We start from the raw sequence: 12,244 nt of genomic DNA, 5'->3' as shown, positions 1-12,244 counted from the left end.
CTGCCCGATTCCCGTGTGCTCGCGCCCGCCGACTGGCGGGCGCGCGCCGCGGCGCACCGGGACCGGGTCGACGCCCTGATCGGCCCGTACCTCGACGCCCGGCGCGCCGGGGAGAAACACCCGGTGATCGATTTTCTGTTCACCTACTACGGGCACAAGCCCGCGCAGTTGCGGCGCTGGCATCCCGGCTACGGCGTCGCCCTGGCCGATGCCCCGGAGTACGCGGAATGGCGCGGGTACCACCGGGTTTCGCGGGATTCGGGGGCGGCCTGGACTGCCGATCCGGCGTTCCTCGGCAGGCGCCGGGGCACCCTGGAATTCGTGGCCGGGCTGCTGTCCGCGACGGCCACCCGGCCCGCGCAGCTCTCCTGCTTCGGCCTGCACGAATGGGCGATGGTCTATCGCAGCGACGACATTCGCCATCAGCAGGTGCCGCTGCGGCTCGGGCGCGCGGGCACCGACGCGGTCGTGGAGTCGATGCAGTTGCGCTGCACGCACTTCGACGCCTTCCGGTTCTTCACCCCGGGCGCGATCCCGCTCAACATCGAGCCCCTGACCCGTGACACCCAGGTCGACCGGGAGCAGCCCGGCTGCCTGCACGCGAACATGGACATCTACAAGTGGGGATTCAAGCTGGTCCCGCTGATCGACTCGGACCTGCTGCTGGACTGCTTCGAACTCGCCTGCGCCGCACGCGAACTCGACATGAAGGCGAGCCCCTACGACTTGTCCGGGTACGACTACGTCCCGGTGCGGATCGAAACCCCCGCCGGCCGCGCCGAATACGTCCGCGCCCAGGCGGATCTGGCCGCGCGCGCCGCACCCCTGCGCGAACGCCTGCTGGGCGCCTGCACGGCCCTGCTCGCCGCTACCGCCTAGCACCGGGAGCCGCGGCCCGGACGGGCCCGAGGCGGACACCCGCGGGCGGCACATCTCACCCGCGCAGCGACCCACCGAGACAGTTCACCGAGATCAACGCCCGGATGGCTGTCCACTTTCCTGTCCGGTTGCGGAGTTCGCCCGCGACGCGCCGGAATCCACGCCGGACTTCGATCACTCTCGGCCGCGTATTGCCTGGTCTGTGCACTCTGCCCAGGTACACGGAGATCATCGGGCCGACCGCGAATGACCCGACGCGCCCGATTTCAGCTGTCTGGGAAGATTTTTCGCTGACTCCCTACCGGTCGGTCAGTTTTTGGGTTACCGTCCGATCTGTAACCGTGACCACAGTCCGCGAAAACTGTGGCCCCGGTCATAACGGCAGTGGCAGTTGCTCAGAGGGAACGGGGGCACCGCGATGGGGCGGTTGTCGAGTGTTTGGCGGTCCAGGCCCGCACTACTGGCGGGGGCGGCGCTCATGTGCGCGGCGGTCCTGCCGATGAGCGGGGCGGGCGCGAATCCGCAGGCGGATCTCACCGACGCGGTGCAGCAGTTCTTCGATATCGGCCGGACCGCGGTTCCTCGGGCGGAGTGCGGAGGGGATGCGCTGCCCGAGACCGGAATCCAGGGCGATGTGTCCGCGGCCGACCGCAACAGCGGGCGCAGCACACAGGGTTACCGGTGCAATCTGTCGTTCGTCGGCGGATTCGTCGGCAAGGGCGCGGGCATCACGTCGGCGACCTTCGAGCACTGCTCGTACACCGGGTCGCTGTTCCCGGGCAACATCCTGGGCCCCGCGCAGGGCGTCCAGGTCCTGGACGTCTCCGATCCGGCCAACCCGGTGCTGACCGCGACCCTCACCGAACCGGCCATGCTGGCCGGGACGTGGGAGTCACTCAAGGTCAACACCGAGCGAAAGCTCTTGGTGGGCACCGCGGTTCCGGTCGGCATCGGCACCGGGTACCTGTCGGTGTACGACATCTCCGACTGCGCGCATCCGCGACTGCTCAACCCGGGACCGGGCACGAATCTGCTCATGCCGCTGCCGCTCACGACCCACGAGGGCGGGTTCTCCCCCGACGGGCGCACCTACTGGGCCTCGGGCATCGCGCCCGGCCTGGTGAGCGCGGTCGATCTGACCGACCCGAGCAACCCGCACATCATCTGGCAGGGCTTGACCGGAATCGAGGCGCACGGCTTCGGCATCAGCCCGGATGGCAACCGCATGTACATCTCGGCCCTGGGTGGATTCACCGTCCTGGACATCAGCGCCGTGCAACGCCGCGATCCGAATCCGCAGGTGCCCCATCTCGGCCGGACCTTCTGGACCGACGGCTGGGCCACCCAGCACAGCATTCCGGTGACCTACGACGGCGCACCCTATCTGTTCACCGTGGACGAGGGCGGCGCGGGCGGGGTCAAGCTCGTCGACATCGCCGACGACACCGCGCCGCGCGTCGTGTCCAAGATCAAGCTGGAGATCAACCTGCCCGAGAACCTGGACTCCTCGCTGGCCTCGGCCATGGGCGGCTCGGTGTTCTCCTACGATCCGCACTACTGCGCCGCGGACCGCCCCGACAATCCGACGGCGCTGGCCTGCGGCTGGCAGGAGTCCGGAATCCGCGTCTTCGACGTGCGAGATCCGTTCGCCGTCAAGGAGATCGCCTACTTCAATCCCCCGGCCCGCACCGGGCGCAACCTCGAACTGTGGAACTCCCCGCACGCGCTGGCCTCGATCATCGGCCTGCCCGCGATGCAATTCCCGGCCGTGGCGCGAGCCCTGCTGGAAGGCAAATTCGATCCGGCGCAAGCGCTTTCGGCCCGCACCGGCATGGTCGCCTTCGGCGATCTGTCCACCGACTGGTGCTTCGCGCCGCCGGAATGGCACGGCTCCCAACTCTGGACCACCTGCAACGACAACGGATTCATGGTCCTGGAACTCGCGCCCGAGGTGTACACCCCGCCCGCCGACCAGCGCTCGACGGTGGGATCGTGACGCCCGCGCGGGGGCTGCGCGCGGCGGCGCTGGGTGCGCTGGCGCTGCTCCTGGTCGGCGCGGGCGTGCTGCTGCGCCCGGCAATCATCCCCGAGAACCATTCGGCCCCGGCGGTTCTGGATGCGGTGGAGATCGGCTTCATCCAGGACATGACCGCGCACCACCAGCAGGCGCTGTTCATGGTGCAGCGCCTGGACGCCGCGGTCGATCCCACGATCACCCAACTGGCGCGGCAGATCGAGGACACCCAGCGCACCGAGATCGGCACCATGCTGGGCTGGCTGCGCCTGGCCAACGCCTCGCCCACCAACCCGCACCCCATGTCCTGGATGCCGGACGCCGATATGCCCGCCGGGCACGATCATTCGGGTGCGGGCGGCCTCATGCCGGGCATGGCGACCATGGCCGAACTGGACGCGCTCTCGGCCGCCCGGGGCACGGCCGCCGAGACCCTGTTCATCCAGCTGATGCTGCGCCACCACGCGGGCGGGGTGGCCATGGCCAAGTCCGCGGACGCCCTCGTCGCCTCCGGACCGGTCAAGGAGACCGCCCGCTCCATGATCACCGGGCAGTCCCAGGAGGCCGGGGTGCTGACCCTGCTGCTGGCCCAGCGCAACGCCCAGCCGCTGTCCTGATCGGGCGGGCATCGGCCGCCGGAGCACGCCTGTCATCCGCGGGCCCGGCGGCCGCTCGGCGCTGCGCACGGCCCAGGAACCGCGCTGATCCACCCGCGGGAATGGCGAGACGAATCCTGGTGCCGGACAGCGATTCGTCCGTAATGTCGGGCACATGACAGACGCGCGTGTGGCACTGGTGACCGGCGGCAGCCGCGGGATCGGGCGGGCCATCGCACTCGCGCTCGCGGCCGACGGCACGGACGTCGTGGTGAACTACCGCGCCGACGCCGCCGCGGCGGCCGAGACGGTCGCCGCCGTGCGCGCGCTGGAGCGCAGAGCGATCGCGATCCAGGCGAGCGTGGACTCGGTCGAGGACGACGAGCGCATGGTGGATCAGGCGCTGGACGAATTCGGCCGGATCGACATCCTGGTCAACAACGCGGGCATCGCCAGTCGCGGCCGGTTCGTCGCCGACACCGATCCCGCCGAACTACAGCGGGTGCTGGCCACGCACGCCCTCGGCGCACATCACGTCTCGCGACTGGTGTTGCCCGCCATGCGAACTCAGGCACGCGGAGACATCGTCATGATCTCCAGCGTCGCCACGCTCGCGAACGCGCCGGGCGGTGCGCCGTACAACATGGCCAAAGCGGCACTGGAGGCGCTGGCGTTCACCCTCGCGCAGGAGGAGAACCGGTACGGCATCCGCGTGAACGTGGTCGCGCCGGGCCTGGTCGACACCGACATGGGCCGGCGCCTGGTCAAGGCCGTCACCGGCGGCGGCGACATCCGCGCACTGGACGAGAGTTCCCCGTTCGGCCGGGTCTGCCGGCCCGAGGACATCGCCAATATGGTCCGTTTTCTGGTGTCCGAGAACGGCGAGTACATCAGCGGCCAGAAAGTGAATGTTCACGGCGGCGGTTCGGCGTTCGGCTGAGTCGCCGCGCCACGCCGGGTGAGCGTGTGCAACGGGTCACTCCCACCTGGGTCTTCTCCCCCATTACCGGGTCCGGCGCTATCGTCGAACGTGGTCACAGACTCAGGCACTGGAGGTCCCGACAGCATGACCAGTCAGCTGGACACATTTTCCATTCCGGCTCATATTCACGGATATCCCGACCTAGCCTTCGGTGGCTACGTCGCGGGTGTATTGGCCGGAAGGAGCGGAAACCTCACCACGCGTGTGGATTTCCGCCGGGTGGTCGCGGTCGACTCCCCACTCCGGCTGACGCTGCCCGAGAACGGGCGCACCGCGCTCACCACCATGGACGGCACCCCGCTGGTCGAGGCCACTCCCTCGATGCTCACCCGGTTCGCCCCGCCCGCGCCCACCTGGGCCGAGGCCGAGGCCGTCACCCGGTTCGCCACCAACAACCCCAAGCGCGCGGTCACCGACTGCTACGGCTGCGGTTCGGCGTGTCCGCCCGGGCGCGGCCTGCGCCTGTTCCCGTGGGGCCTGCGCGACCGCGACATGATGGCCGCCACCTGGACACCCGACGCGGGCCTCGCGGACAGCACCGGTCAGCTGCCGCCCGAGGTCGTGTGGTCGGCGCTGGACTGCCCCGGCGGCATCACCGCGTTCCACTTCATGCGCATGGGCCTGGGCGCGTTCACCGCCGCCCTGACCGCCACCCAGTTCGAGCCGATGTTCGCGGGCGTGGACTACATCTCGCACGCCTGGCCGGTCCAGCAGGAGGGCCGCAAGTACACCGTCGGTGTCGCGCTCTCCACCCGCGACGGCAGTCTCTGTGCCCTCGCCGAGGCCCTCTGGATCGAGCCGCGCCCTTCGCTCTGACCCGCTCCCCACACCGGTCAGGAATCGAGAAGCATCGGGCGCACCGCGGCGATTAGCGTGGTTCCCATGAACATCACCGCAGCTCCGAGCACTATCGATGCCATCATCCTGGAGTCCGGCGACCCCGCGGCGGCCGAGTCGTTCTATGCCGCCGCGTTCGGCCTCGGCGACCGAATCCGGGTGCGCGCCACCGACGCGCCGACCTCCGGTTTCCGCGGCTACGTCCTCTCGCTCGTGGTGTCGCAGCCCGGCACGGTCGACAGCCTCATCGGCACCGCGCTGGCCGCGGGCGCGAGTGTGGTCAAGCCCGCGAAGAAGAGCTTCTGGGGGTACGGCGGCACCGTCGCGGCGCCGGACGGCGCCGTCTGGAAGATCGCGACCTCGGCCAAGAAGGACACCGGTCCCGCGACGCGCGAGGTCGACGACATCGTGGTGCTGTTCGGCGTCGACAACGTCAAGGCCACCAAACAGTTCTACGTCGACCGCGGCCTGACCGTCGGCAAGAGCTTCGGCAGCAAGTACGTCGAGTTCGAGTCCGCGCCGTCGGCGGTGAAACTGGCCCTGTACGGCCGCAAGGCCGCGGCCAAGGACGCCGGCGTCGCCCCGGAGGGCACCGGCTCGCACCGGATGGCACTGGCCGGCAAATTCGAATCCTTCACCGATCCGAACGGTTTCGCCTGGGAGTCGATCTGAGGCCGGACTGCCGCCGGCCCGACGATCCCCTGCCGCCCGTGACAGCGCGGGGCGGCAGGGGATTTCAGCGCGACCGGGTCAGAGCCCGCTGACGTTCAGCAGTTTCTTCGGGGTGGTGCCGTAGGCGAAGAACTGCGGCGGATCGATGATCGCGGACGAAGCCTGTTGCAGCAGCCAGGATTTCACCGTCGCGGACGCGGTCTGCCCGAACTTGGATTTGTACAGTGCCGCCGCGCCCGCCACGTAGGGCGCCGCGAACGAGGTGCCCGCCTCGAGGGCGTTGCCACCGCCGGAGGTCGGGGCGGCCACGTACTGGCCCGGGGCGAAGATGTCCACGCATCCGCCGTACGCGCTGCTCCACACGGCGGTGCCGCCGCCGGGCGAGGTGAAGCTCGAATGCCGCACCACGTGATCGGTGTCGTCGCTGGCGCCCACCACCATCGCACCGATGGAACTGGCGGGGGTGTTGAAGCAGGCGTTCCAGTTCGAGGACGCCGCGTCGTCGCCGTCGATGATGTTGCCCGCCGACACCGCAACGAACACACCGGAACTCGCGAGCGCGTTGACCGCGTTCTTGAGCGCGGAGGTCTGGCCGTAGTCCACGTAGTTGGTCGAGATGACCGCGACCGACGGGCCCCGGGTCGGCGCGTCGTTCTTCACGAAGTTGATCGCGCTGATGAGGTCGGCCTGCGCGGGCACCCCGTCGGGCGTGTTGTAGGTCTTCACGCCGAGAATCTTGGCGTTCTTGGCGACTCCGTACACCGCACCGGCGGCGATACCCGCCATCACGGTGGCGTGATGGTCGGTCGGCGTCCCGGACAGACCGGTGGGATCGAACTTGTCCCAGACGATCGAGGCCCGGCCGCCGAAGTCCGGATGGGTGATGTCGAGCCCGCCGTCGATGACGTAGACGTTCACCCCCGTTCCGTCCGAGGTCGTGCTGAAACCGCCGTTCAACGGCAGCGCGGCCTGATCGATCCGGTCCAGGCCCCAGCCCGGATTCGCCTGGGTCTGCGCCGAACCCGTGCCCCCGGCGGCCAGGACCAGGCTCATGGCGCAGGCGAGTGTTCCGAGGGTGAACAACGATCTCTTCATCGAGCGGTGGATCCTTCGCTGTGGCGCGGGCGTCCCCGACGGCGCCCGTCTCCGATGAAGTGAAACGATCAGTGGTCACAACATGCAACGCGTGCGGGTGTCCCAACTTGGGACACCACGGGTTTCACCGAAACCGCACCCACGCAAAAGATTCCGTGCTAAAGCCCCGGCACAAGCCCGCACTTTCCGGGGCATCACGCACCGGGCAGGCGCGTCACCGGGCCACGAGTTCCGCGGCCCCGAAGGACACGTGGAAGCGAGCACACCACACCGTGACGCTGCGCAGCGCGGACAGATCGGCGCCGGCGGGAATCTCGTAGTTCTGACTTCCCTTGTTGCCCTTCAGACTTCCCAGGTCCACGTACGCGCCGTCGTCGAAGACGCCCCAGCCGTCACGACCCGGGAGCACCGGGGCGTCGCTCAGCCACACGTGCAGGTCGGGACCGTCGGAGGTGTCGAGATCAGCCAGGCGCAGGACGCGCCCGCCGTCGGAGAGCTGGATGATCTCGACGGCGCCGGAGGTGCCGTGCTCGTGCGAGATGAGCGTGCCGGTCGACAGCGTGCGGGCCGCAGGCACCCCCGGGGTGGTCGGCCCGGCCGGCACCGGAGCGGCCTCCTCGACGGTCGTGCTGGTGAACAGCCGCCACGGCTCCAGGTAGATCGCCCCGGCCGCCACGACCACCGCGGCGACCCCCGCCAGCGCCCAGGTGATCCGCGATCGCGCGATCCGTCGCAGCCACGCCATGTCTTCTCCGATGCCTCGTCGCGAAAGCTCTCCCGATCGAGTATCGCGACGCGGCCGGAGCGCGTCAGCCGCGCGGGCGGCCGTTCACCGATTCGTCAGAGGTTGCCGACGGTGTGTTCCAGGCGGCGGGCCACCAGTTCGCGGGCCTGCTCGCGCAGCGCGGGCCGATATCCGCTGGGGTACACCGGATCACCGGGGACGTAGGTCTTGAGAACCTCCTTGGCCAGGGTGATCTTGTGGACCTCGGTGGGCCCGTCCGCGATGGCCATGACCTGCGCGTAGTTCATCATGTCCACGAACGGCAGATCGGTGCTCACGCCGATGGCGCCGTGCAGGTGCATCGCGCGCTGGGCGATGTCGTGCATGACCTTGGGCATGGCCACCTTGATGGCGGCGATGTCGTGCCGCACCTTGCGATAGTCCTGTTCCTTGTCGATTCGCCACGCGGTGCGCAGCACGAGCAGCCGGAACTGCTCCATCTCGATCCAGGCTTCGGCGATCTTCTCCTGCGTCATCTGGAGGCCCCCGAGCACGCCCTTGCGCATGGGCCGCGACACCGCGCGCTCGCACATCATGTCAAAGGCCTTGCGCACCATGGCGACCGTGCGCATGGCATGGTGCACGCGCCCGCCGCCCAGGCGGGTCTGGGCCACGATGAACCCGAGCCCCTCGGCCCCCAGCAGCGCGTCCGAGGGCACCCGCACATCGGTGAAGCGCAGGTGCCCTTCGTTTTCCGAGAATCCGGGCACGGTGAAGTTGCGCACGATCTCGAGCCCGGGGGCGTCCGCGGGCACGATGAACATCGACAGCCGCTTGTGCGGTTCGGCCTCGGGATCGGTCACCACCATGACGATGTGGAACGAGGCGAATTCGGCGGCGGAGTTGAACCACTTCTCGCCGTTGATGACCCAGTCGTCCCCGTCGCGCACCGCCAGGGTCTTGAACGAGGTCGGGTCCGAGCCGCCGGTGGGCTCGGTCATGACGTAGCAGGAGCCGATCTCACCGTCGAGCAGCGGCTGCAGGTACTTCGCCTTCTGCGCCTCGGTTCCGAAGTGCGCGAGGATCTCGGCGTTGCCCGAATCGGGTGCCTGACAGCCGAAGACCAAAGGCGCCCACTTCGAGGTGCCGATGACCTCGTTGAGCAGGGCCAGCTTCACCTGCCCGTAGCCGGGGCCGCCGAGTTCGGGGCCCAGGTGACACGCCCACAGCCCCTGCTCCTTCACCGTCTCCTGCAGCGGCTTCATCAGCGCCCGGATCTCGGGGTTGGTGCGGTCGTACGGTTCGGGGTAGAGCAGATCGAGGGGTTCGACCTCGGTGCGGACGAACTCCGCGACCCAGTCCAGCTTCTTCTGGTACTCCGGATCGGTCTCGAAATCCCAAGCCATGGTCAGCCTTTCACTTGTTGACGACCGGTGCCGCGACACCGTCGAGGATGGTGGAGGTGAGAATCTCGGCGATCTCGCCGGGGGTGTGCTCGCCGCCGGGGCGGTACCAGGCGCTGACCATGTTGAGCATGGCCACCACGCTGTTGGTGACGACGTGATCGCCGGTGCGCACCTGCCCCGCGGCGTGCGCGTCGTCGAAGACCCGCTGCCAGCTGTCCTGGATGCCGTCGCGCAGGGTCTGCAGATCGGCCTGGCGTTCGCCGGTCAGCGCGCCCGCGTCCCGCAGCGCGATGGTGACCTCGTGCTGATGTTCGATGATCAGCAGCACGTGGGCGCGGATGAGGGCGCGCAGCTTGTCCAGCGGGTCGCCCGCGCCCTCGGCGATCGCGACCGCGGCGTCCAGCATCAGCTGGGTGTACCCGCGCCGGATCTGGAACAGCAGTTCCTCTTTGGAGCCGATGTGGTAGTACAGCGCACCGCGCTGGATGCCCGCCCGATCGCCGATCTCGGCGACGCTGGTGGCATGAAAGCCCTTCTCCGCGAACAGTTCCATGGCCGCTCGCACGATCCGCTCGCGGGTCTCCCCCGGGTTGGTCTCCGAGGCCGGGGGGCGGCCGCGGCGCCGGGCCGGAACCGCGCTGGTCATCGAATGCCGCCGTCGAGGGCCAGCGTCGCGCCGGTGCAGTAGGCCGAGGCGTCCGAGGCGAAGAACAGCGCCGCGCCGATGATGTCGGCGGGCGCGCCGATGCGCCCGAGCACGGTGTGCCTGCCGAGCTCTTCCTTCATCTCCGGCGGCCACGCCTTGGCGATATCGGTGTCGAACGCGCCGCAGCGAATGGTGTTGACGCGAACGCCCGGGCCGTAGGTCTGCGCGAGGCCGCCGCTCAGCGTCTCCAGCCCCGCCTTGGCCGCCGCGTACGGCACGGCGAGCGGTTCGGGCCGCACGGCCTCGATGGAGGAGATGTTGATGATCGAGCCGCCCCCGGCCGCGGCCATGCGCGCCCCGATCAGCGCCGAGAGCCGGAACGGGCCTTTCAGATTGGTGGCGATGATCTTGTCGAACATGGCCTCGGTCACCTGATCCAGGCTGGGGTACAGCAGCGACATGCCCGCGTTGTTCACCAGCACGTCGACCCGGCCGAATTCGGCGTACGCGGCCTCGGTCAGGGCCTCGCACTGCCCCCACTCGCCCACGTTGCAGGCCACCGGCAGCGCCCGCCGTCCGAATTTCTCCCGTACCGAAGTGGCGAGTGCGTCACACGCGTCGAGCTTGCGGCTGGCGATCACCACATCGGCCCCGACTTCGGCGAAGGCCAGCACCATCTCCCGGCCCAGCCCGCGACTGCCGCCGGTGACGACAATAACCTTGCCGGACAACGCTTTTCCCATACCTGGCACCTTCACACGTCCGAATCGGGAAATGTTCTACCCGGTACATTAAATGTACCGGGCGATACAATCAAGGGGATCGAGGGGAATCAAGAGCGGCCGACGCGCGCTTACAACAGGTGCGCCATCACCACCGGCCATACCCGCGAGTAACATGACGGGCGTACTTTTTGCACCCTTTCAACCGGCTATCTCGAAACGAGGCAGTAGATGACAGAGCGGATTCAGGTCGGCGGACTCCAGGTCGCGCGCGTTCTTCACGATTTCGTGAACAACGAGGCACTGCCCGGCACCGGCGTAGACTCCGCCGCGTTCTGGTCGGGTGCCGAGGCCGTGATCAACGACCTCGCCCCCGTTAACCGGGCTCTGCTGGCAGAGCGCGACGACATCCAGGCCAAGATCGACGAGTGGCACCGCGCCAACCCCGGCGCCGGCTACGACAAGGCTGCCTACAAGCAGTTCCTCACCGAGATCGGCTACCTGCGTCCCGAACCGGCCGACTTCCAGATCGGCACGGTCAATGTGGACGCCGAAATCGCCACCACCGCGGGCCCGCAGCTCGTGGTCCCGGTGATGAACGCCCGCTTCGCCATCAACGCGGCGAACGCGCGGTGGGGCTCGCTGTACGACGCCCTGTACGGCACCGACGCCATCTCCGAGGAGAACGGCGCGGAGAAGGGCAAGGGCTACAACAAGGTTCGCGGCGACAAGGTCATCGAGTGGGCCCGTAACTTCCTCGACGACGCGCTGCCGCTGATCACCGGGTCGCACCTGGGCACGAGCAAGTACGCCATCGTCGACGGCGAGCTCGAGGTCACCCTCGAGGACGGCACCGACATCGGGCTGGCCTACGCGGACACCCTGGTCGGCTACCTCGGCGACCCCGAGGCCCCGACCTCGCTGCTGTTCGAGCACAACGGCCTGCACATCGAGATCCAGTTCGATCCCGAGTCCCCGGTCGGCTCCACCGACGCCGCGGGCATCAAGGACGTCGTGCTGGAGTCCGCGGTCACCACGATCATGGACTTCGAGGACTCGGTCGCCGCGGTCGACGCCGAGGACAAGGTCCTGTGCTACTCCAACTGGCTCGGCCTCATGAAGGGCGATCTGTCCGAAGAGGTCTCCAAGGGCGGCAAGACCTTCACCCGCACCATGAACCCGGACCGCGTCTACACCGCGCTCGACGGTTCGGAGCTGGTGCTGCACGGCCGCTCGCTGCTGTTCGTGCGCAACGTCGGTCACCTCATGACCTCCGACGCGATCATCGACGCGGCCGGCAACGAGGTCCCCGAGGGCATCATGGACGGCCTCATCACCTCGCTCATCGCCAAGCACGCGCTGAACGGTGAAGCGCGCGTGAGTAATACGCGCACCGGCTCGGTGTACATCGTGAAGCCGAAGATGCACGGCCCGGACGAGGTGGCCTTCACCAACGAGCTGTTCACCCGCATCGAGGGCGTGCTCGGCATGGAGCGCAACACCCTCAAGGTCGGCATCATGGACGAGGAGCGCCGCACCACGGTCAACCTCAAGGCCTCCATCCACGCCGCGGCGGACCGCGTGGTGTTCATCAACACCGGCTTCCTCGACCGCACCGGCGCCAAGCTCCACGTCAACTACCGCAATCGAGAGACGATCCTGGCCTTCGCC

Annotated in this window: 12 protein-coding genes; 7 read left to right on the top strand and 5 right to left on the bottom strand. The window is 68.6% G+C overall.

All coding sequences use genetic code 11. From position 1 onward, the window contains the following. The 6 genes from ABZ319_RS31245 (at window position 1) to ABZ319_RS31220 (ending at window position 5,980) form a co-directional block, all read left to right on the top strand. Entirely contained in the window at window positions 1-879 is an 879-nt protein-coding gene (locus ABZ319_RS31245; protein ID WP_354990133.1) for a 3-methyladenine DNA glycosylase, read from the top strand. A 478-nt stretch (window positions 880-1,357) separates the two neighbouring features. Continuing rightward, a complete protein-coding gene (locus ABZ319_RS31240) occupies window positions 1,358-2,875 on the top strand; it encodes a hypothetical protein (protein ID WP_354990116.1) in 1,518 nt (505 codons plus the stop codon). Next, entirely contained in the window at window positions 2,872-3,510 is a 639-nt protein-coding gene (locus ABZ319_RS31235) for a DUF305 domain-containing protein (RefSeq protein WP_354990115.1), read from the top strand. The genes ABZ319_RS31240 and ABZ319_RS31235 overlap by 4 nt, the downstream gene beginning before the upstream one ends. Before the next feature lie 154 nt (window positions 3,511-3,664). Next, complete coding sequence (locus ABZ319_RS31230; protein WP_354990114.1) at window positions 3,665-4,429, top strand: SDR family oxidoreductase; 765 nt, start codon at window positions 3,665-3,667, stop codon at window positions 4,427-4,429. 126 nt (window positions 4,430-4,555) lie between these two features. Beyond that, window positions 4,556-5,287, top strand: coding sequence for a hypothetical protein (locus ABZ319_RS31225; RefSeq protein WP_354990113.1), 732 nt, complete (start codon window positions 4,556-4,558; stop codon window positions 5,285-5,287). A gap of 66 nt (window positions 5,288-5,353) precedes the next feature. Further along, window positions 5,354-5,980, top strand: a complete 627-nt coding sequence (locus tag ABZ319_RS31220; protein ID WP_354990112.1) for a glyoxalase — start codon at window positions 5,354-5,356, stop codon at window positions 5,978-5,980. A gap of 78 nt (window positions 5,981-6,058) precedes the next feature. On the opposite strand, the gene ABZ319_RS31215 is transcribed toward ABZ319_RS31220, so the two are convergent. The 5 genes from ABZ319_RS31215 to ABZ319_RS31195 all read right to left on the bottom strand — a co-directional run bounded on the left by ABZ319_RS31215 (window position 6,059) and on the right by ABZ319_RS31195 (window position 10,594). Then, window positions 6,059-7,075 carry a S8 family serine peptidase gene (locus ABZ319_RS31215; protein ID WP_354990111.1) on the bottom strand — a complete coding sequence of 339 codons (1,017 nt, stop codon included), beginning with the start codon at window positions 7,073-7,075 and terminating at the stop codon, window positions 6,059-6,061. Window positions 7,076-7,289: 214 nt separating this feature from the next. Further along, complete coding sequence (locus ABZ319_RS31210; protein ID WP_354990110.1) at window positions 7,290-7,820, bottom strand: DM13 domain-containing protein; 531 nt, start codon at window positions 7,818-7,820, stop codon at window positions 7,290-7,292. A 95-nt stretch (window positions 7,821-7,915) separates the two neighbouring features. After that, a complete protein-coding gene (locus ABZ319_RS31205) occupies window positions 7,916-9,205 on the bottom strand; it encodes an acyl-CoA dehydrogenase family protein (RefSeq protein ID WP_354990109.1) in 1,290 nt (429 codons plus the stop codon). 10 nt (window positions 9,206-9,215) lie between these two features. Next, window positions 9,216-9,851 carry a TetR/AcrR family transcriptional regulator gene (locus tag ABZ319_RS31200; protein WP_354990108.1) on the bottom strand — a complete coding sequence of 212 codons (636 nt, stop codon included), beginning with the start codon at window positions 9,849-9,851 and terminating at the stop codon, window positions 9,216-9,218. Then, window positions 9,848-10,594 carry a glucose 1-dehydrogenase gene (locus ABZ319_RS31195; RefSeq protein ID WP_354990107.1) on the bottom strand — a complete coding sequence of 249 codons (747 nt, stop codon included), beginning with the start codon at window positions 10,592-10,594 and terminating at the stop codon, window positions 9,848-9,850. Before ABZ319_RS31195 ends, ABZ319_RS31200 begins: the two co-directional genes overlap by 4 nt. Window positions 10,595-10,804: 210 nt before the next feature. Between ABZ319_RS31195 and ABZ319_RS31190 the strand changes: the two genes are divergently transcribed. Further along, window positions 10,805-12,244: malate synthase G (locus ABZ319_RS31190; protein WP_354990106.1), on the top strand; the 1,440-nt coding region annotated here is incomplete at its 3' end.

The organism is Nocardia sp. NPDC005978 (assembly GCF_040614455.1).
Classification (GTDB): domain Bacteria; phylum Actinomycetota; class Actinomycetes; order Mycobacteriales; family Mycobacteriaceae; genus Nocardia.
Note: the sequence above shows the minus strand (reverse complement) of the source record. Positions and strands in the feature narration are given on the sequence as shown.